Raw genomic sequence first — 20,054 nt, forward strand, 5'->3', positions numbered from 1 at the left:
CTAAGGCCTACGTGCCGGTGTAGGTTTCCGGGTCCGGGCGGAACCGCCTGCCCTCGTCGAGCCCGTTGAGCGAGCCCATTTCGTCGTCGGTGAGCTCGAAGTCGAACACCTCGAGGTTCGAGGTGATCCGCTCCGCCTTCGACGACCGGGCGATGACCGCGTTGCCCAACTGAATGCTCCACCGGATCAACACCTGCGCGGGCGTCTTGCCGTGCGCCTGTGCCACCGACGTGACCGCCTCGTTCTCGAGCAGCTGCCCGACGCCCAGCGGTCCGTACGCCTGGGTGAGGATGCCGTAGCCGGCGTTGACCTCACGCAACTCCGCCTGGTTGAGCAGCGGGTGCAGCTCGATCTGGTTGACCGCCGGGGTGAAGAACGACAGGTCGATGACGTCCGACAGGTGCTCGGCGTGGAAGTTGGCGACGCCGATCGACTTGGTGTCGCCGACCTCCTTGCGCTTCATCAACCCGCCCCAGCTGTCGACGTACTTGCCCTGCTCGCCGGCGGGCCAGTGGATCAGGTAGAGGTCGACGTAGTCGAGCCCGAGCCTGCCGAGGCTGGCCTTGAGCGCGTCCTGCGACGACTGGAAGCCCAGGTCGGGGGTGGCGAGCTTGGTGGTGACGAAGATCTCGTCGCGCGGCACCCCGGACGACTTGATGGCCCGACCGACCGCTTCCTCGTTGCCGTAGGCCGCGGCGGTGTCGATCAGCCGGTACCCGGCGGACAGCGCCGCCAGCACCGCCTGCTCGGTCTCGGACTCCGACAGCTCGCCGACGCCGAGACCGAACACCGGCATCGTGTGGTCGTCGTTGAGCGTGACGGTCGGAGCCGCAGCCGCATTGCCCGGCGATTCGGTCATTTCACCTACCCCGTGAATTCGAATGTTCGCGGATCGGGGCCCAACCGAGTGCCGTCGCCGAGCGTCGAGACGGACGCCATGTCCTGCTCGCTCAACTCGAAATCGAACACGTCGAAGTTGCTCACGATTCTCTCGGGGGTCACCGACTTCGGGATGACTATATTGCCGAGCTGCATATGCCACCTAATCAACACCTGGGCCGGCGTCTTGCCGTGCGCTTCGGCGACCGAGACCACGGTGTCGTTCGACAGCAGTGAACCCTGGCCGAGCGGACTCCAGGCCTCGGTCGCGATGCCCATCTGGGCATGCACCTCGCGCAGCTCCTCCTGCTGCAGCAGCGGATGCAGTTCGATCTGATTGACCGCGGGCACGATCCCGGTGGCGTCGACGAGTTCCCGCAGGTGTTCGGGCTCGAAGTTGCTCACCCCGATCGACCGGATGCGGCCTTGCTCGCGCAGGTGGGCGAAGGCCTTGAAGGTGTCGACGAACGCGCCCTTGGCCGGCAACGGCCAGTGGATGAGGTAGAGATCGAGGTAGTCGAGCCCCAGCCTGCCCATGCTCTTGTCGAAGGCACTCAGCGTGCTGTCGTAACCTTGCTCGGAATTCCACAGCTTGGTGGTGACGAAGACCTGATCGCGCGGCAGCCCCGATTTCTCGAGCGCTCGGCCGACCTCGCGTTCGTTCTGGTACGCGGCTGCGGTGTCGATGTGGCGGTAACCCGCTTCGAGCGCGGTCGCGACCGCGCGTTCGGTGTCCTCCGGAGGGGTCTGCCAAACTCCGAGTCCAACCTGCGGAATCGAATTACCGTCGTTCAACGTGATCGAGGGAGATGCCATGACCCAAAGTCTGCCAGCTCATGACCGGTGGCGGCCGAACCGTAAAGAGACGCTGATCAACACCGCGGCGGGCGTCACCCTTCGCGCGTTGCCGAGGATCCCCGGGGCCGTCAAGCGCCTCATGCTCGGACGCCGCACCGTCAGCATCGACGGCAACACGCTGGACACGACGCTGCAGTTGATGCTCGCCGGACAAAAGCTCACGGGCATCGACGGTCTGGTCAACGCTGACGGCGTAGCCGCCGCCCGCGGACAACTCGAAACGCTGGCCGCGGGTTTCAAGCAGAACATTCCCGTCGCGTCGGTGACCGATCTCTCGATCCCAGGACCCGCCGGAGACATCCGCGCACGCCATTACCGGCCCGTCGACGACGAGGGAGCCCTACTGGTCTTCTTCCACGGCGGTGGACAGGTCATCGGCAGCATCGACTCCCACGACGACCTGTGCCGCGAGATCTGCCACCGCGGACAGATGCACGTGCTGTCGGTCGACTACCGCCTGGCCCCCGAGCACCCCGCGCCTGCGGGCACCGACGACGCCCACGCCGCGTTCCGGTGGGCGTGCGAGCACGCCGCCGAACTGGGCGCCGACCCCGAGCGCGTCGCCGTGGGTGGTGACAGCGCCGGCGGCAACCAGGCCACACTCGTCGCGCACCGCGCCCGCGGCGAGGGGCCGCAGCCGGCCCTGCAGTTCCTGCTCTATCCGGTCGTCAACTACCGCGACACGACCAGGTCGCAGGCGCTGTTCTCCGAGGGCTACTTCCTCACCCGCGACGACATCGACTGGTTCCGCGAGAAATACCTCAGCGGCGGAGTCGATTCCGGTGACCCACGGGTCTCGCCGCTGCTGGCCGACGATCTGTCCGGCCTGGCGCCGGCGCTGATCGTCACCGCCGGTTTCGACCCGCTGCGCGATGAAGGCAGGCAGTACGCCGAGGCCATGCGGGCCGTCGGCGTCCGCGTCGACCACCGGGAGTTCGGATCGTTGATCCACGGCTTTGCGAACTTCTTCCCGTTCGGCGGTGACAGCGCCACCGCGATGGCCGAGGTGATCTCGGCGCTGCGGGCGCATCTGGCCCGCGGCTGACAGGGCGGCGAAATCGCGCCGGTACTCTTACCTGCGTGGCCACGAAACGCAAGAAGACCCCGAGCTACGACCTGAAGGCGGCCGACCGCAAGCGGAACCGGGCTGTGCAAATCGGCCTGACCGCCATCGTCGTGATCTTCGCCGTCGCGTTGGTGCTCTACATCGTGATGACCAAAGAGGACAAACCCGGTGAGGGCGAGACCAGGGCGGTCCGCGTGGCGTCGAGCAACGTGATCACCCAGGAGGGCACGTCCGAGCCCAAAGCGGTGGTGTCGCTCTACGAGGACTTCCTGTGCCCGGCGTGCGGGAACTTCGAGAAGCAGTTCGGCCCGACGATCAACCGACTGATCGACAGCGGTGCTGCGGCCGTGGACTACAACATGGTGTCCATCCTCGACCGGGCGGGCCAGGGTTACTCGACCCGCGCCGCCAACGCCGGCTACTGCGTGGCCGACGCGGACACCGAAGCCTTCCGGCGTTTCCACGCCGCCTTGTTCGCGCAACAGCCGCCCGAGGGTGTGGGCCCCTTCCCCGACAATGCCCGGCTGATCGAGATCGCCCGCCAAGCGGGCGTGACCGGTGAGGTGCCGGCCTGCATCAACGGTGGACGCTACAACGACATGGTCAAGGGTTTGGCCAAAGCGAGCGGGGTCAACTCGACGCCGACCATCCGGATCAACGGTGAGGATTATTCGCCGTCGACGCCCGACGCACTGATCGCCGAGATCGAGAAGATCGTCGGCGAGGTGCCCGCACTGGACGCCGGTGCACCGCCGCCCAACGCCGATCCGACCCAGCCGGCGAGGCCGTGACGCTCGCCGCTCCCGGTGCCGTCCAGCCGTCCGAACCCGCGGCTCATGAGCCGACGGGTCTGTCGGTGGGTCGTCCGAGCGCGGTGTGGATCCTCATCGCGGGTGTGCTGGGGCTGGCCGCCGCGGTCGCGCTGACCGTCGAGAAGGTCGAGCTGCTGATCGATCCGGAGTACACCCCGTCGTGCAGCTTCAATCCAGTCCTGTCCTGCGGTTCGGTGATGATCACGCCGCAGGCGTCCGCGTTCGGATTCCCGAACTCCTTGATCGGCATCATCTCGTTCACGATCGTGGTGGTGACCGGTGTGCTCGCGCTCGCGAGGGTCGCGTTGCCGCGCTGGTACTGGGCCGGTCTGGCCACGGGCACGCTGCTGGGCGCTGCGTTCGTGCACTGGCTCATCTATCAGAGCCTCTACCGCATCGGCGCGCTGTGCCCGTACTGCATGGTGGTGTGGGCGGTCACCATCCCGCTGTTGGTGGTCGTTGCGGCCGTCGCTCTGCAGCCCCAACACGGGAGCACCGTCGCGCGGGTGCTGCACACCTGGCGGTGGTCTCTGGTCACGTTGTGGTTCACCGGCCTGTTACTGCTGATCCTCGTGCGCTTCTGGAGCTACTGGTCCACGTTGGTCTGATCCGCCCGGAGGATAAAGTACGTGCGTGATTGCCCATGATCTCTAAAGTGCTGGTCGCCAATCGTGGCGAAATCGCGATCCGTGCTTTCCGGGCCGCCTACGAGATGGGGATCGACACCGTCGCGGTGTATCCCCATGAGGATCGCAACAGCATTCACCGGCTGAAGGCCGACGAGTCCTACCAGATCGGCGAGACCGGCCATCCCGTGCGCGCGTACCTGTCGGTCGAGGAGATCATCCGGGTCGCCAAGCATGCCGGAGCCGACGCGGTTTATCCGGGATACGGCTTCCTGTCGGAGAATCCGGCGCTGGCGGCGGCCTGCGCGGAGGCCGGCATCACGTTCGTCGGGCCCAGCGCCGAGGTGCTCGAGCTGACGGGGAACAAGTCGCGGGCGATCGAGGCGGCCCGCTCGGCGGGCCTGCCGGTGCTCAACTCGTCGGCCCCGTCGGCGTCGGCCGAGGAGTTGATGGCCGCCGCGGAGCGCCTGGAGTTCCCGTTGTTCGTCAAAGCCGTGTCCGGTGGCGGCGGCCGGGGCATGCGGCGGGTCACCGACATCGACGCGCTGGCCGACGCGATCGATGCCGCGTCGCGCGAGGCCGAATCGGCATTCGGCGACCCGACGCTGTATCTCGAACAGGCCGTGCTCAATCCCCGCCACATCGAGGTGCAGATCCTGGCCGACACCCACGGCAACGTGATGCACCTGTTCGAACGGGACTGCAGCGTGCAGCGCAGGCACCAGAAGGTCATCGAGCTCGCACCCGCCCCGAATCTGTCCGACGAACTGCGGCAACGGATTTGCGACGATGCGGTCGCGTTCGCCCGGCAGATCGGATACACGTTCGCCGGCACCGTCGAGTTCCTGCTCGACGAGCGCGGGCATTACGTGTTCATCGAGTGCAATCCGCGCATCCAAGTCGAGCACACCGTCACCGAGGAGATCACCGATGTGGATCTGGTGTCCAGCCAGTTGCGCATCGCCGACGGCGAGACCCTCGACAGCCTCGGCTTGAGCCAGGAGGCGCTGCCGGCCCCGCGCGGTTTCGCGCTGCAGTGCCGGATCACCACCGAGGACCCCGCCAACGGATTTCGTCCCGATACCGGCCGTATCACCGGATATCGCACCCCGGGGGGCGCGGGCATCCGGTTGGACGGCGGCACCCATCTCGGTGCGGAGATCAGCGCGCATTTCGACTCGATGCTGGTGAAGCTGACGTGCCGGGGACGCGACTTCGGCGCCGCGGTGGCGCGGGCGCGCCGCGCGCTGGCCGAGTTCCGCATCCGCGGGGTGTCGACGAATATCCCGTTCCTGCAAGCGGTGGTCAACGATCCGGATTTCCGGGCCGGACGCATCAACACGTCGTTCATCGACGAGCGCCCGTATCTGCTGACCGCAAGAACACCTGCCGACCGCGGTACCAAGATCCTCAACTACCTGGCCGACGTGACGGTCAACCAGCCGCACGGCCCGCGAACCGCATCGGTGTACCCGCAGGACAAGCTGCCCGACATCGATCTTGAAGCGCCGCCGCCTGACGGCAGCAAGCAACGGCTGACCGAACTCGGCCCCGAGGGGTTCGCGCGCTGGCTGCGCGACTCCCAACCGTTGGCCGTCACCGATACGACGTTCCGTGATGCCCATCAGTCGCTGCTGGCCACCCGGGTACGCACCACGGGGCTGTCGATGGTGGCGCCCTACGTCGCGCGGATGACGCCGCAGTTGCTCTCGCTCGAATGCTGGGGTGGGGCGACTTACGATGTGGCGCTCCGGTTCTTGAAGGAAGATCCGTGGGAGCGGCTGGCCGCACTGCGCGAAGCGGTCCCCAACATCTGCCTGCAGATGCTGCTGCGCGGCCGTAATACCGTGGGTTACACCCCGTATCCGGAGACCGTCACCCACGCCTTCGTCGCCGAGGCCACGGCCACGGGCATCGACATCTACCGCATCTTCGACGCGCTCAACAATGTCGATTCCATGCGTCCGGCCATCGACGCGGTCCGCGAAACCGGCACGGCGGTGGCCGAAGTCGCGATGAGCTACACCGGGGACCTGTCCGACCCCGCGGAGAACCTCTACACGCTGGACTACTACCTGAAGCTCGCCGAGCAGATCGTCGACGCGGGTGCCCATGTGCTGGCGATCAAGGACATGGCCGGGCTCCTGCGCCCTCCCGCCGCGCACACGTTGATCAGCGCGCTGCGCACCCGGTTCGATCTGCCCGTGCATGTGCACACCCACGACACCCCGGGCGGTCAGTTGGCGACCTACCTGGCGGCGTGGCAGGCGGGTGCGAGTGCGGTCGACGGTGCGGCGGCGCCGCTGGCAGGTACCACCAGCCAACCGGCGTTGAGCTCGATCGTGGCCGCGGCCGCACACACCGAGTACGACACCGGGCTGTCGTTGGAGGCGGTGTGCGACCTCGAACCGTACTGGGAGGCGCTGCGAAAGGTGTACGCGCCGTTCGAAAGTGGTTTACCGGCGCCGACGGGGCGGGTGTATCACCATGAGATCCCCGGGGGTCAGCTGTCGAACCTGCGTCAGCAGGCCATCGCGCTCGGGTTCGGCGACCGCTTCGAGGAGATCGAGGCCAACTACGCCGCCGCCGACAGGGTGCTCGGCCGGCTGGTGAAGGTGACTCCGTCGTCGAAGGTGGTGGGTGACCTCGCGCTCGCGCTGCTGGGGGCGGGCATCAGCGCCGACGAGTTCGCCTCGGACCCATCGCGATTCGACATTCCCGATTCGGTGATCGGATTCTTTCGCGGCGAACTCGGCGACCCGCCAGGCGGATGGCCCGAACCGCTGCGCACGAAGGCGCTTGCCGGCCGGGCGCCGGCCAAGGCGCAGGAGGAACTCAGCGAGGAGGACGAAGCGGTGCTCGCCCAGGCGGGCCCGAAGCGCCAAGCCGCGCTGAACCGCCTGCTGTTTCCCGGGCCGACAAAGGAACTCGAGGCGCACCGCGAACAGTACGGGGACACGTCGAGCCTGTCGGCGAACCAGTTCTTCTACGGGTTGCGCAGCGACGAGGAGCATCGCGTCCGGTTGGAGCGCGGCGTCGAACTGCTGATCGGGCTCGAGGCGATCTCCGATCCCGACGAACGGGGCATGCGCACCGTGATGTGCATCCTCAACGGCCAATTGCGTCCGGTCCTGGTGCGTGACCGCAACATCGCCAGCGACATCCCGACCGCAGAGAAAGCCGACAAGTCCAATCCCGACCACATCGCCGCGCCCTTCGCCGGGGTGGTCAGCGTCGGCGTCGCCGTCGACGACGAGGTGCAGGCCGGTCAGACGATCGCCACGATCGAGGCCATGAAGATGGAGGCGGCCATCACCGCACCCAAGGCAGGCAAGGTGAACCGGGTCGCGGTCTCGGAGACGGCGCAGGTCGAAGGCGGCGATCTGCTGGTGGTGGTCAGCTGACCCGCATCATCGCCGGCGCGCTGGGCGGTCGACGAATCACCGTGCCCCAGAATAGGTCTGGGGGAGGGACCCGTCCCACCACCGACCGGGTACGGGAAGCGATGTTCAACGTGCTGGCCGCGCGCATCGACTTCGGCGGGATCGCGGTGCTCGACCTGTACGCCGGGTCGGGTGCGCTCGGGCTCGAGGCGCTCTCGCGCGGTGCCGTGGAGGCGACGTTCGTCGAGACCGACCGGCGCGCCGCAGGAATCATCGCCGACAACATCGCCGCACTCGGCGTCACCGGGGCGAGCGTGCGGCGCGGCGCCGTCGCCGAGGTTCTGGCCGCCGGCAGCCCGCGACCCGTCGACCTCGTCCTCGCCGATCCGCCGTACGACATCACCGCCGGAGAAGTCGAATCGACGCTGGCGCTGCTCACCGAACGGGGTTGGGCCGGACCGGGAACCGTCGTCGTGGTGGAACGCGCGGCGAGCGGACCGCCGCTCACGTGGCCGCCGGGCTGGCGGGTATGGCCGTCGCGTACCTACGGCGACACCCGCCTGGAGCTTGCCGAAGCACAAGAGCGGCCCTGCTAGCGTCTTCGCTCATGAGCGGCGCGGTATGCCCCGGATCCTTCGACCCGGTCCATCTCGGGCACGTCGACGTCTTCGAGCGCGCGGCCGCGCAGTTCGACGAGGTAATCGTCGCTGTTCTGGTCAACCCCAACAAAAAGGGCATGTTCACGCTCGACGAGCGCATCGCGATGATCGAGGAGTCCACCGAGCACCTGCCGAACCTGCGCGTCGAATCGGGTCAGGGCCTGGTGGTCGACTTCGCCCGGCAGCGCGGCGTGACGGCGATCGTCAAGGGTCTGCGCGGTGGTGCCGACTTCGAATACGAACTGCAGATGGCGCAGATGAACAAGCACATCGCCGGCGTCGACACGTTCTTCGTGGCCGCGATACCGCGGTACTCGTTCGTGTCGTCGTCGTTGGCCAAGGAGGTCGCGTCGATGGGTGGCGACGTCTCCGAACTGCTTCCCGCCGCGGTGAACACCCGCCTGCAGGCCAAGCTGAGCCAGGGTTAGTCCGCTCCAGCAGGGGTAATCAGGTGGAGGCGCACAGCCCATTCGCGCCCACACCACTACCGAAATGCAGGAGGTTTCTGCCATGGCTGAAACGTTTGTCCAGAACACCGACGACGTCGTGAAATTTCTCACCGACCAACACAACCTGATCAAGGACCTGTTCGAAGAAGTGCTGGGCGCGTCGGAAACCGAGGCGCGCGAGAAGGCGTTTGCCGATCTGCGTCAGCTGCTGGCCGTGCATGAGACTGCCGAGGAGATGGTGGTCCACCCGCGCGCCCGCAAGGAGGTCGCCGACGGTGAGGCCATCGTCGACGCACGCCTCAAGGAAGAGCACGAGGCCAAGGAGTTCCTGTCGCGGCTCGAGAAGATGGACATCGGGTCGCAGGAGTTCATCGACGAACTGAAGAAGTTCCGTGAGGACGTCGTCGAGCACGCCCAACTCGAGGAGCGCGAGGAGTTCAGCCACCTGCAGAAGAACCTCGACGGCGATGACCTCAAGCGGATGGCGGGCGCCGTGCAGGCTGCCGAGGCGATCGCCCCGACCCATCCGCATGCGGGTGTCGAGTCGGCCAAGGCCAATTTCGCGCTCGGACCGTTCGCTTCGATGCTCGACCGCGCCCGCGACCTCATCGGCGCGGCGGTGAAGTAGGGGAATCTCGGCCGTCCTGGTCGCCGAATCTGAACTTGTGTTCGAGAAATCGCCGATTTCGCGCGAAGAAGTTCAGATTCGAGGAAGACTCACGCCCGCCCACGGGCGCCACTGGAGGATGCCGCCCGGGCGGGTTTTGGCCTCGGTCTCGGGCGGTTGACATAATGCGGGCAGCAATTCAGCCGGGAGTTGCGGCCTGGGGAGTGGAGAGACTCAGCAATCCATGAATTTCCGACGTCCGGGGCGACACACCGGGCGGGAAGCTGAGTCACAGGGGTAACACCAGGCACACTAGTAACTGTCAACTACGCCTGGAGGGTGTTGCCGTGTACCGAGTCTTTGAGGCGCTCGACGAACTGAGCGCGATTGTGGAAGAAGCCCGCGGCGTGCCGATGACGGCAGGCTGCGTCGTGCCCCGCGGCGATGTCCTCGAACTGATCGACGACATCAAGGACGCGATTCCCGGTGAGCTCGACGATGCCCAGGACGTCCTCGATGCCCGCGACGGGATGCTGCGCGAGGCCAAGGACCACTCCGACTCGATGGTGTCCACGGCCACCGCCGAGGCGGATTCCGTCCTGAACCACGCCCGCGCGGAAGCGGACCGGCTGCTCGCCGACGCGAAGGCCCAGGCCGATCGGATGGTGGCCGAGGCTCGCCAGCACAGCGAGCGGATGGTCGGCGAGGCCCGCGAGGAGGCCACCCGTGTCGCCGCCACCGCCAAGCGCGAGTACGAGGCCAGCACCGGGCGGGCCAAGACCGAAGCAGACCGGCTCATCGAGAGCGGCAACCTGGCCTACGAGAAGGCTGTGCAAGAGGGCATCAAGGAGCAGCAGCGGCTGGTGTCACAGACCGAGATCGTCGCGACCGCGACCGCCGAGGCGACCCGGTTGATCGATTCGGCGCACGCCGAGGCCGACCGGTTGCGCGGCGAGTGCGACATCTACGTCGACAGCAAGCTCGCGGAGTTCGAGGACTTCCTCAACGGCACGCTGCGCTCCGTCGGTCGAGGTCGTCACCAACTTCGCACCGCCGCGGGCACGCACGACTACGCGGCCCGCTGAGCGCCGAGGGCCGCCAAGAATCCTCGCCGTAAACTCGGTACTTATGGCGACGCATGCCAAAGCGGCGGCGCATCGCGCGTCACAATCGCCGCTCGTGATCAACATCTCCCGGCTCGGTAGGCGACCCGGGTCGATGATGTCTGTCTCCGAAACGGTGCCCAGCCCGTCGCGCATCGGCCTCGACCTGATCGCCATCGACGAAGGCGCACCCCTGGAGCTCGACCTGCGTGTCGAGTCGGTGTCGGAGGGAGTCCTGGTCTCCGGGACGGTGTCCGCGCCCACGACGGGCGACTGCGCGCGATGCCTGACGCCGGTCACCGGCGACGTCGAGATCTACCTCACCGAACTGTTCGCCTATCCCGACAGCGCCACCGACGAGACGACCGAAGCCGACGAGGTCGGTCGCGTGGTGGATGACACCGTCGACCTGGAGCAGCCGATCATCGACGCCGTCGGGCTGGTGCTGCCCTTCGCGCCGCTGTGCGGTCCGGACTGCGCGGGCCTGTGCCCGGACTGCGGCGTGGCCTTGGCCACCGCCGAACCCGGTCACCGCCACGAGCGGATCGACCCGCGCTGGGCGAAGCTGGCCGGCATGTTCGACACTGTCGGCGGAGCCGACGATCCCACTGAGGACACGCGTGAGTGAGCGCGCCGCGCTGCTGGCGGCGCTGGGTGTCGATCTGCCCGACGAACTGCTCACCATGGCGCTCACCCATCGCAGCTATTCCTACGAGAACGGCGGCCTGCCGACCAACGAGCGATTGGAGTTCCTCGGCGACGCCGTGCTCGGGCTGACCATCACCGAGGAGCTCTACCACCGGCACCCCGACCGGTCCGAGGGCGATCTGGCCAAGCTGCGCGCCAGCATCGTCAACACGCAGGCGCTCGCCGACGTCGGTCGTCAGCTGTCCGATGGCGGGCTCGGTGCCTACTTGCTGCTCGGCAAGGGTGAGCTGAACTCCGGCGGCGCCGACAAGGCCAGCATCTTGGCCGACGGCGTCGAATCCCTGTTGGGTGCAATTTATTTGGAGCACGGCAACGCGGTCGTGCGCGAGGTGATCCTGCGGCTGTTCGCCGACCTGCTGGACACCGCGCCCACGTTGGGCGCCGGGCTGGACTGGAAGAGCAGTCTGCAGGAGCTGACCGCCTCGCGCGGTCTTGGCGCGCCCACCTATCTCGTCACCTCAACGGGTCCGGACCACGACAAAGAGTTCACCGCGACGGTCATGGTGACCGACACCGAATACGGCAGGGGCGTCGGGCGCACCAAGAAGGAGGCCGAACTCAAGGCGGCCGCGGCGGCGTGGAACGCGCTGACCGCCGAGGTAGATGCCTGAGCTTCCCGAGGTCGAGGTCGTCCGCCGCGGACTGGACGCGCACGTCGTCGACAGGACCATCACGGCTGTGCGCGTACATCATCCGCGCGCGGTACGGCGCCACGAGGCGGGACCCGCGGATCTGACCGCGCGCCTGCTCGACAGCACGATCACCGGGACCGGGCGGCGAGGTAAGTACCTGTGGCTGACGCTGGACGACGGCTCCGCGCTGGTCGTGCATCTCGGCATGAGCGGGCAGATGTTGCTGGGCGCGCCTCCGAGCGAGAACCACTTGCGCATCGCGGCGCTGCTGGATGACGGCACCGCGCTGAGCTTCGTCGACCAGCGCACGTTCGGCGGCTGGATGCTCACCGACATGGTCACCGTGGACGGGACCGACGTCCCGTTTCCCGTCGCGCACCTCGCGCGTGACCCGCTCGATCCGCACTTCAACCGCGACGGCGTGGTGAAAGTGTTGCGTGGCAAGCACTCCGAGATCAAACGTCAGCTGCTCGACCAGACCGTCGTCTCGGGCATCGGCAACATCTACGCCGACGAGGCGCTGTGGCGGGCCAAGGTCAACGGCGCCCGGTTGGCGTCGTCTCTGAGCAGGCCGAAGCTGGGCGAACTGCTCGACGCGGCCGCCGAGGTGATGGAGGAGGCGCTCGCCCAAGGCGGGACGTCGTTCGACTCGCTGTATGTCAACGTCAACGGCGAGTCGGGTTACTTCGACCGCTCGCTGGACGCCTATGGGCGCGAAGGTGAGCCCTGCCGACGCTGTGGGGCCATCATGCGGCGGGAGAAGTTCATGAACCGCTCGTCGTTCTACTGTCCGCGTTGCCAGCCCAGGCCACGGGTGCGGCGAACCGCGCCGAGAGCGACGTAATGGTCGATTGCGCGCGCGGTTTTCCGCCAATTCGTCGGTCTGGGCGAAGATGGGGCCATGACCGAACTTTGGGTTGAGCGGACGGGAGCGCGGCGCTACACCGGACGCAACTCCCGCGGCGCGGAGGTGCTCGTCGGCAACGAGGACATCGACGGCGTCTTCACGCCTGGCGAGCTGATGAAGATCGCGCTCGCCGCCTGCAGCGGGATGGCCAGCGACGTGCCCCTGCAGCGGCGCCTCGGCGAGCAGTACCGCACCACGATCCGCGTCTCCGGGGCGGCCGACCGCGAGCAGGAGCGCTATCCGCTGCTCGACGAGCGAATGGAACTCGACCTGTCCGGGCTCTCCGAGCAGGAGCGGGCGCGGGTGCTCACGGTCGTCGAGCGCGCCATCGACCAGGTCTGCACCGTCGGCCGCACCCTCAAGGCTGGGGCCAAAGTGACGTTTGAGGTAGATGATGCGGGAGTTAGCTGAGGTACGCCTGACAGCTTGGGTGCACGGGCACGTTCAGGGTGTCGGCTTCCGGTGGTGGACGCGCGCCCGAGCACTGGAACTGGGGCTGACCGGATTCGCGGCCAACAAGCCCGACGGCCGGGTTCAGGTGGTCGCCCAGGGGCCACGCGAGTCCTGTCAGCGGCTACTTGACCTGCTGCAAAGCGGAGAAACGCCGGGGCGGGTCGACAACGTCGCCTCCGACTTCACAGAACCTCGCGACTCGCTACAAGGGTTCACCGAGCGATAGCCGCTGCGGCGGTAGTGTGGCACGTCGTGCACCTCAAGAGTCTGACCCTGAAGGGCTTCAAGTCGTTTGCTTCGCCGACGACTCTGCGCTTCGAGCCAGGCATCACGTGCGTGGTCGGGCCCAACGGTTCGGGTAAGTCCAATGTCGTCGACGCGCTCACCTGGGTGATGGGTGAGCAGGGGGCCAAGACGTTGCGCGGCGGCAAGATGGAGGACGTCATCTTCGCCGGCACGTCGTCGCGCCCGCCGCTGGGCCGCGCCGAGGTGACGGTGACCATCGACAACTCCGACAACTCGCTGCCGATCGAGTACTCCGAGGTGTCGATCACCCGGCGGATGTTCCGCGACGGCGGCAGCGAGTACGAGATCAACGGCAGCAGTTGCCGGTTGATGGACGTGCAGGAACTGCTGTCCGACTCCGGCATCGGGCGCGAGATGCACGTCATCGTCGGTCAGGGCAAGCTCTCCGAGATCCTCGAGTCGCGCCCCGAGGACCGGCGCGCGTTCATCGAGGAGGCCGCCGGCGTCCTCAAGCACCGCAAGCGCAAGGAAAAAGCGGTCCGCAAGCTCGACGCGATGTCGGCAAACCTGAACCGGCTGACCGACCTCACCACCGAACTGCGCCGTCAGCTCAAACCGCTCGGGCGTCAAGCCGAGATGGCCCGGCGCGCACAAACCATCCAGGCCGATCTGCGCGACGCTCGGCTGCGGCTAGCCGCCGATGACCTCGTCACCCGCCGCGCCGAGTTCGACAACACCAACCAGGCCGAGACCACGCTGCGGCGCGAACACGACGAGATCGCCACGCGGCTCGAGGCCAAGACCGCCGAGCTGGCCGCGCACGAGGCGGCGGTGGTCAGCCTCAGCGAACGCGCGGACGCGGCGCAGCAGAGGTGGTTCGCGCTGTCCGCTCTCGCCGAACGCGTCAGCGCGACGGTGCGCATCGCGAGCGAGCGCGCACAGCATCTCGACACCGAGCCCGAGGCGTCGACGGGTCCGGATCCCGACACCCTGGAAGCCCAGGCCGACGAGGTCGCCGAACAGGAGCGCCGGCTGCTCGGCGAGCTGACCGAGTCGCGCGGCAAGCTCGAGGCGGCCCGCGCCGAACTCGCCGAACGCGAGCGCATCGCCGCCGAGGCCGAGCGTGCACACATGGCCGCCGCCCGCGCCGAGGCCGACCGACGCGAGGGTCTGGCGCGGCTGGCCGGTCAGGTCGACACCATGCGCACTCGCGTGGAATCGATCGACGAGACCGTCGCCCGCCTGACCGGCACCATCGACGAGGCCGCCACCCGCGCGCAACAGACCCAGGCCGAGTTCGAGACCGTGCAGAGTCGCGTCGGCGAACTCGACGCCGGTGAGGTCGGTCTCGACGATCACCACGACCGTACGGTCGCCGCGCTGCGGCTCGCCGATGAACGCGTCGCCGAACTGCAGGCCGCCGAACGTGGCGCCGAACGTCAGGTGGCCTCGCTGCGCGCGCGTATCGAGGCCCTCTCGGTGGGTCTCGATCGCAAGGACGGCGCGGCCTGGCTACAGAAGAACCGTGGTGGGGCAGGGCTTCTCGGCTCGGTCGCCAACCTGTTGAAGGTGCGCAACGGCTACGAGGTGGCCGTCGCGACCGTGCTGGGTGCCGCGGCCGACGCGGTGGCCGCCGAGAGCCCGGGCGCCGCTCGTGCAGCGGTCGCGGCGCTCAAGGAGTCCGACGGCGGCCGGGCGGCGATCGTGCTGAGCGACTGGCCGAATCGTGAGGTGCCGCAGGCACAGTCGTTGCCCGACGGCGCGGTGCGCGCGGTTGATCTGGTCGAGGCGCCACAGCGTCTGCAGGGCGCGGTCCGGGCCATGCTCGCCGACGTCGTGGTGGTCTCGGACCTGGCCGCTGCACTGGACGCGGTCGCGGCGCATCCGACGCTGCGGGCGGTCACCACCGACGGCGATCTCGTGGGTCCGGGCTGGGTCAGCGGCGGATCCGATCGCAAACCCAGCACGCTCGAGATCGCATCGGAGGTCGACAAGGCCCGCGCCGAGCTCGCCGAGGCCGAAAAGCAGGTCGACGAGCTGTCGGCGGCGCTGTCCGGTGCGCTCGCCGAACAGGCCAGCCGTCAGGATGCCGCCGAGCAGGCGCTGGCCGCGCTCAACGAATCCGACGCGGCGATCTCGGCGATCTACGAGCAGTTGGGTCGGCTCGGTCAGGACGCCCGTTCGGCCGACGACGAATGGCAGCGGCTGATCCAGCAGCGAAATGAGCTGGAAACCAATCGGTCCCGCACCGTCGACGAACTCACCGAGCTCGAGCAGAGGCTGCACAACGCACAGCAGGAGCCGACGTTCGAAGCCGAGCCCGTCAACCGGCAAGAGACGACGGCAGCGGCAGAGGCGGCCCGCACCGCCGAGGTGGAGGCCCGGTTGACGGTGCGCACCGCCGAAGAGCGCGCCAATGCCGTTCGCGGAAAGGCTGATTCACTGCGTCGGGCCGCCGCGGCCGAACGCGAGGCAAGGCTGCGCGCGATGCGTGCCCGCGAAGCTCGTCGACATGCGGCGGCCGTGGCGGGCGCGGTCGCGGAATCGGGTCGCGTTGTCGCGCAACGGCTCAGCGCCGTCGTGGCGGTGGCCTCACGCGCCCGCGACGAGGTCGCCGCCGAACGACAGCACCGCGCCGCCACGCTGGCAGCGACGCGCGACGAGGTCAACGAGCTCACCGCCAAGGTCAACGGCCTCACCGAGGCGCTGCACAAGGACGAGGTCGCCAAGGCGCAGGCCGCGCTGCGGATCGAGCAGCTCGAGGAGCAGGTGCTCGAGCAGTTCGGCATGGCAACCGCCGACCTGATCGGCGAATACGGGCCGGACGTGCCGCTACCACCAACGGAATTGGAGATGGCCGAGTTCGAGCAGGCGCGCGAGCGTGGCGAGCAGGTCACCGCGCCCGCACCGATGCCGTTCGACCGCGCGACGCAGGAACGGCGCGCCAAGAAGGCTGAGCGAGAGCTCAACGAACTGGGCCGGGTCAACCCGCTGGCGCTCGAGGAGTTCGCCGCGCTCGAGGAGCGGTACAACTTCCTGTCCACCCAACTGGAGGACGTCAAGGGTGCCCGCAAGGACCTCCTCGACGTGATCGAGGACGTGGACGCACGCATCCTTCAGGTGTTCACCGAGGCGTACGCCGACGTGGAACGCGAATTCACCCAGGTGTTTTCGACGCTGTTCCCCGGCGGCGAAGGCAGGCTGCTGCTGACGAACCCCAACGACATGCTGACCACCGGCATCGAGGTCGAGGCGCGCCCGCCCGGCAAGAAGATCAAGCGTTTGTCGCTGCTGTCCGGCGGTGAGAAATCGCTGACCGCGGTCGCGATGCTCGTCGCGATCTTCCGCGCGAGGCCGTCGCCGTTCTATGTGATGGACGAGGTCGAGGCGGCGCTCGACGATGTGAACCTGCGCCGACTGATCAGTTTGTTCGAGCAGCTGCGCGAGCGCTCCCAGCTGATCGTGATCACCCACCAGAAGCCGACGATGGAGGTCGCCGACGCCCTGTACGGCGTCACCATGCGCGACGACGGCATCACCGCGGTCATCAGCCAGCGCATGCGCGGGCAGGAACTGGTCGGCGCGGCCAACTGAGCCGCGGTTTGTGCACCGTCTGGCGCGCTGAGCGCAACAAGCGGTGCACAGATCGAGGCCCGAGGGGGCGCGGGGGGCGTCGGCGCGACTCAGCTTGAGACAATGGCGCCGTGACTGATGTTGGCTCGATGTGGTTGTGGATCGCGATCGCGGTCATCGCCGTTTTGTTGGTCGCCGCGCTCGTCGTCGGGCTGGTGCGGTATCGACGGCGGCGCATCCGGTTGTCGTCGACGGAGGCGGCCACGCCGATCGACCGTTCCGGGGGCTATACCGCCTCCTCAGGGATCACGTTCTCGCAATCCGCGCCGACCGCGCCCCCCGAGCGGATCGACACCACAGGCCTGCCCGCCGTCGGTGACGACGCCACCATTCCGCGCGACGCACCCAAGCGCCCGATCGCCGACGTGCAACTCCCCGAGCCGCCGGTTCAGGAGCGTCCCGCACCCGCACCTGCCGAGGCGGCGCCCGCGCCCGCCGAACCGGCGCCCGCGCCCGCGCCCGCCGAACCGGCGCCCGTCCTCGACGAGCCGGCCCCCGTCGTCGAGCAGGACGCACCGGTCCTCGACGAGATCGCACCGACAGAAGGGCGGCTCGAGCGGCTGCGGGGCAGGCTCGCCAAGTCTCAGAACACTCTCGGACGCAGCATGTTGGGGCTGCTCGGCGGAGGCGACCTGGATGACGAGTCGTGGGAGGAAGTCGAAGACACGCTGCTGATCGCCGACCTCGGGCCCGTCGTGACGGAGTCGGTGGTCGCCGCGCTGCGCGCCCGAATGGCCAGCAGCCGGGTCCGCAACGAGGCCGACGCCCGCGCCGTGCTGCGCGAGGTCCTCATCGAGGCGCTGCAGCCCGACCTCGACCGCTCGATCAGGGCGCTGCCGCATGCGGATAAGCCTTCGGTGCTGCTGGTCGTCGGGGTGAACGGAACCGGTAAGACGACCACCGTCGGCAAGCTGGCCCGCGTCCTGGTCGCCGACGGTCGCCGCGTCGTGCTCGGTGCGGCCGACACCTTCCGCGCCGCCGCGGCCGATCAGTTGCAGTCGTGGGCGTCGCGCGTGGGGGCGCAAGTGGTGCGCGGCCCGGAGGGCGCCGACCCCGCCTCGGTGGCCTTTGACGCCGTCGACGAGGGCATCAAGGAGGGCGCCGACGTCATCGTCATCGACACCGCCGGGCGCCTGCACACCAAGACCGGGCTGATGGATGAACTCGGCAAGGTCAAGCGGGTGGTCAGCAAGCGCGCCGAGGTCGACGAGGTCCTTCTGGTGCTCGATGCCACGATCGGCCAGAACGGTCTGCCGCAAGCCAGGGTCTTCGCCGAGGTCGTCGACATCACCGGCGTGGTGCTGACGAAGCTCGACGGCACGGCCAAGGGCGGAATCGTCTTTCGTGTCCAGCAGGAATTGGGCGTTCCGGTCAAGCTCGTCGGACTCGGCGAGGGGGCCGACGATCTCGCCCCGTTCGAGCCCGGCGCATTCGTCGACGCGCTTCTCGGATAGTCCGATGCGCCAGGCAGAGCCGCGCGTCGCGGCGGAACCGGCGTGGAAACACGAGCGTAACGCTTCTGGCGTGTCCGTTCACTTCGTGGAAACGGAACAGAATCACCGGTGAAACGCGGACAAAAGAGTCTCTTCGGGAGGCCGATCCGATCGGCGCACTTCCCAAGGAGGTTCACACAAAGTGGTTTCAGCCTTACCCCTTGCCCTACCCGATGATGCGTTCGCGCCGTTCGGCCCCGACGGGTTGAGCTCCGGCGACACCGCATGGGTGCTCACCGCCGCGGCGCTGGTTCTGCTCATGACGCCCGGTCTCGCGTTCTTCTACGGTGGGCTGTCACGCCAGAAGTCGGTTCTGAACATGATGATGATGTCGTTCGGGACCATGGGCGTCGTGAGCGTCATCTACGTGCTGTGGGGCTACTCGATGTCGTTCGCGTCGGCGCACACCGGAAACAGCGACATCGCGGGCATCTTCGACAACCCGTTCTCGCTGTTCGGGCTGAGCCCGCTGCTGGAGACCAAGGAAGTGGACGGAATATCGCTGTACGTTCTCGGCGGATTCGGTTCGGTGCCCGCGATCGTCTGGGCGGGCTTCCAGCTGACCTTCGCGGTCATCACCGTCGCCCTGATCAGCGGCGCGGTGGCCGAGCGCATGAAGTTCGGCACGTGGCTGGTGTTCGGCGGGATCTGGGTGACGTTGGTGTATTTCCCACTGGCCCATATGGTTTGGGGTGGCGGCTTGTTGTCCGGAGCCGAGAACGGTATTGCGGCCAAGCTTTTCGGCGTCAGTGAGGAGGGCACCGCGAACGTATCCCCGATCGACTTCGCCGGCGGCACGGTCGTGCACATCAACGCCGGCATGGCCGCACTGGTGCTTGCGCTGCTGCTCGGTAAGCGGACCGGCTTCGGCAAGGTCGCCTATCGGCCGCACAACATTCCGTTCGTGATGCTGGGCGCGGCCATCCTGTGGTTCGGCTGGTTCGGCTTCAACGTCGGGTCCGAGGGCGCGGCCGACATGCTCGCCGGCCAGGTCTGGGTCAACACCACTGCTGCGACCGCCGCCGCGATGCTGGGCTGGCTGCTGGTGGAGCGGCTCCGCGACGGCCACGCAACCAGCGTCGGTGCCGCCTCGGGCGTCGTGGCCGGCCTCGTGGCCATCACACCGGCCTGCGGTTCGCTGTCGCCGATCGGGTCCTTGATCCTGGGCGTGATCGCGGGCGCGCTGTCGGCGCTGGCGGTCGGACTGAAGTACAAGTTCGGCTACGACGATTCGCTCGACGTGGTCGGCGTGCACCTGGTAGCGGGCCTGTGGGGAACGGTGGGCATCGGCTTCCTGGCGCTGGAGACCGGCCTGTTCTACGGCGGTGGATTCCAGCAGCTCGTCGTGCAGGTCGTCATCGCTTTGGTGGCGGTTATCTTCACCGGCATCATGACCGCGATCATTGCCTTTATCGTTAAGCCGTTGGGTTGGCGCGTTACCGCGGAGGACGAGGACACCGGCATTGATGCCACCGAACATGCTGAAACCGCTTACGAGCTCGTCTGATCGGCAACAATTTCCTCGGAAGGGATCCACTAA

General features: G+C 67.7%; 18 protein-coding genes. 16 read left to right on the forward strand and 2 right to left on the reverse strand.

Annotated features, from left to right (window positions below; genetic code table 11):
• Positions 1-7 precede the first annotated feature (7 nt).
• Positions 8-859, reverse strand: coding sequence for an aldo/keto reductase (locus CEX87_RS00395; protein ID WP_094285567.1), 852 nt, complete (start codon positions 857-859; stop codon positions 8-10).
• 5 nt (positions 860-864) lie between these two features.
• On the reverse strand, positions 865-1,695 hold the full coding sequence (locus CEX87_RS00400) for an aldo/keto reductase (protein ID WP_064398611.1): 831 nt from the start codon (positions 1,693-1,695) through the stop codon (positions 865-867).
• On the opposite strand from CEX87_RS00400, the gene CEX87_RS00405 reads away from it, so the two are divergent.
• From CEX87_RS00405 to CEX87_RS00480, 16 genes are all read left to right on the forward strand, one after another.
• Positions 1,694-2,782 carry an alpha/beta hydrolase gene (locus tag CEX87_RS00405; protein ID WP_094285569.1) on the forward strand — a complete coding sequence of 363 codons (1,089 nt, stop codon included), beginning with the start codon at positions 1,694-1,696 and terminating at the stop codon, positions 2,780-2,782. The two genes, CEX87_RS00400 and CEX87_RS00405, sit on opposite strands and share 2 nt — an antisense overlap.
• Before the next feature lie 35 nt (positions 2,783-2,817).
• Positions 2,818-3,594 carry a DsbA family protein gene (locus CEX87_RS00410; RefSeq protein ID WP_064398617.1) on the forward strand — a complete coding sequence of 259 codons (777 nt, stop codon included), beginning with the start codon at positions 2,818-2,820 and terminating at the stop codon, positions 3,592-3,594.
• Complete coding sequence (locus CEX87_RS00415) at positions 3,591-4,223, forward strand: vitamin K epoxide reductase family protein (protein ID WP_094285570.1); 633 nt, start codon at positions 3,591-3,593, stop codon at positions 4,221-4,223. The genes CEX87_RS00410 and CEX87_RS00415 overlap by 4 nt, the downstream gene beginning before the upstream one ends.
• A gap of 35 nt (positions 4,224-4,258) precedes the next feature.
• Positions 4,259-7,645: a pyruvate carboxylase gene (locus CEX87_RS00420; protein ID WP_064398620.1), complete on the forward strand. Its 3,387-nt coding sequence runs from the start codon at positions 4,259-4,261 to the stop codon at positions 7,643-7,645.
• Entirely contained in the window at positions 7,642-8,220 is a 579-nt protein-coding gene (rsmD, locus tag CEX87_RS00425; RefSeq protein WP_094285572.1) for a 16S rRNA (guanine(966)-N(2))-methyltransferase RsmD, read from the forward strand. The genes CEX87_RS00420 and rsmD overlap by 4 nt, the downstream gene beginning before the upstream one ends.
• Positions 8,221-8,231: 11 nt before the next feature.
• Positions 8,232-8,711 carry a pantetheine-phosphate adenylyltransferase gene (gene coaD, locus CEX87_RS00430; protein WP_064398624.1) on the forward strand — a complete coding sequence of 160 codons (480 nt, stop codon included), beginning with the start codon at positions 8,232-8,234 and terminating at the stop codon, positions 8,709-8,711.
• An 82-nt stretch (positions 8,712-8,793) separates the two neighbouring features.
• On the forward strand, positions 8,794-9,360 hold the full coding sequence (locus CEX87_RS00435; RefSeq protein ID WP_064428363.1) for a hemerythrin domain-containing protein: 567 nt from the start codon (positions 8,794-8,796) through the stop codon (positions 9,358-9,360).
• Positions 9,361-9,686: 326 nt separating this feature from the next.
• Complete coding sequence (gene sepIVA, locus CEX87_RS00440; protein WP_064398631.1) at positions 9,687-10,424, forward strand: cell division protein SepIVA; 738 nt, start codon at positions 9,687-9,689, stop codon at positions 10,422-10,424.
• A gap of 43 nt (positions 10,425-10,467) precedes the next feature.
• A complete protein-coding gene (locus CEX87_RS00445) occupies positions 10,468-11,070 on the forward strand; it encodes a YceD family protein (RefSeq protein ID WP_094285574.1) in 603 nt (200 codons plus the stop codon).
• A complete protein-coding gene (gene rnc / locus CEX87_RS00450; protein ID WP_064398636.1) occupies positions 11,063-11,761 on the forward strand; it encodes a ribonuclease III in 699 nt (232 codons plus the stop codon). The genes CEX87_RS00445 and rnc overlap by 8 nt, the downstream gene beginning before the upstream one ends.
• The gene (gene mutM / locus CEX87_RS00455) at positions 11,754-12,626 is read left to right on the forward strand and encodes a bifunctional DNA-formamidopyrimidine glycosylase/DNA-(apurinic or apyrimidinic site) lyase (RefSeq protein WP_094285576.1); all 873 of its coding nucleotides are present in this window, start codon (positions 11,754-11,756) and stop codon (positions 12,624-12,626) included. Before rnc ends, mutM begins: the two co-directional genes overlap by 8 nt.
• 57 nt (positions 12,627-12,683) lie before the next feature.
• Entirely contained in the window at positions 12,684-13,100 is a 417-nt protein-coding gene (locus tag CEX87_RS00460) for an OsmC family protein (protein ID WP_064398640.1), read from the forward strand.
• A complete protein-coding gene (locus CEX87_RS00465) occupies positions 13,084-13,368 on the forward strand; it encodes an acylphosphatase (protein WP_094285792.1) in 285 nt (94 codons plus the stop codon). Before CEX87_RS00460 ends, CEX87_RS00465 begins: the two co-directional genes overlap by 17 nt.
• Positions 13,369-13,394: 26 nt before the next feature.
• The gene (smc, locus tag CEX87_RS00470; RefSeq protein WP_165593319.1) at positions 13,395-16,982 is read left to right on the forward strand and encodes a chromosome segregation protein SMC; all 3,588 of its coding nucleotides are present in this window, start codon (positions 13,395-13,397) and stop codon (positions 16,980-16,982) included.
• Positions 16,983-17,110: 128 nt separating this feature from the next.
• A complete protein-coding gene (gene ftsY, locus CEX87_RS00475) occupies positions 17,111-18,475 on the forward strand; it encodes a signal recognition particle-docking protein FtsY (RefSeq protein WP_174523628.1) in 1,365 nt (454 codons plus the stop codon).
• Positions 18,476-18,656: 181 nt separating this feature from the next.
• Entirely contained in the window at positions 18,657-20,021 is a 1,365-nt protein-coding gene (locus CEX87_RS00480; RefSeq protein WP_064398645.1) for an ammonium transporter, read from the forward strand.
• Positions 20,022-20,054: the final 33 nt, after the last annotated feature.

This window comes from Mycobacterium lehmannii (genome assembly GCF_002245535.1).
Classification (GTDB): domain Bacteria; phylum Actinomycetota; class Actinomycetes; order Mycobacteriales; family Mycobacteriaceae; genus Mycobacterium; species Mycobacterium lehmannii.

Coding starts and splice junctions, on each gene's coding strand:
- CEX87_RS00395 (WP_094285567.1), bottom strand. CDS start 859: ATGACCGAATCGCCGGGCAATGCGGCTGCGGCTCCGACCGTCACGCTC.
- CEX87_RS00405 (WP_094285569.1), top strand. CDS start 1,694: ATGACCCAAAGTCTGCCAGCTCATGACCGGTGGCGGCCGAACCGTAAA.
- CEX87_RS00400 (WP_064398611.1), bottom strand. CDS start 1,695: ATGGCATCTCCCTCGATCACGTTGAACGACGGTAATTCGATTCCGCAG.
- CEX87_RS00420 (WP_064398620.1), top strand. CDS start 4,259: ATGATCTCTAAAGTGCTGGTCGCCAATCGTGGCGAAATCGCGATCCGT.
- coaD (WP_064398624.1), top strand. CDS start 8,232: ATGAGCGGCGCGGTATGCCCCGGATCCTTCGACCCGGTCCATCTCGGG.
- CEX87_RS00435 (WP_064428363.1), top strand. CDS start 8,794: ATGGCTGAAACGTTTGTCCAGAACACCGACGACGTCGTGAAATTTCTC.
- CEX87_RS00445 (WP_094285574.1), top strand. CDS start 10,468: ATGGCGACGCATGCCAAAGCGGCGGCGCATCGCGCGTCACAATCGCCG.
- mutM (WP_094285576.1), top strand. CDS start 11,754: ATGCCTGAGCTTCCCGAGGTCGAGGTCGTCCGCCGCGGACTGGACGCG.
- CEX87_RS00460 (WP_064398640.1), top strand. CDS start 12,684: ATGACCGAACTTTGGGTTGAGCGGACGGGAGCGCGGCGCTACACCGGA.
- CEX87_RS00465 (WP_094285792.1), top strand. CDS start 13,084: ATGCGGGAGTTAGCTGAGGTACGCCTGACAGCTTGGGTGCACGGGCAC.
- ftsY (WP_174523628.1), top strand. CDS start 17,111: ATGTGGTTGTGGATCGCGATCGCGGTCATCGCCGTTTTGTTGGTCGCC.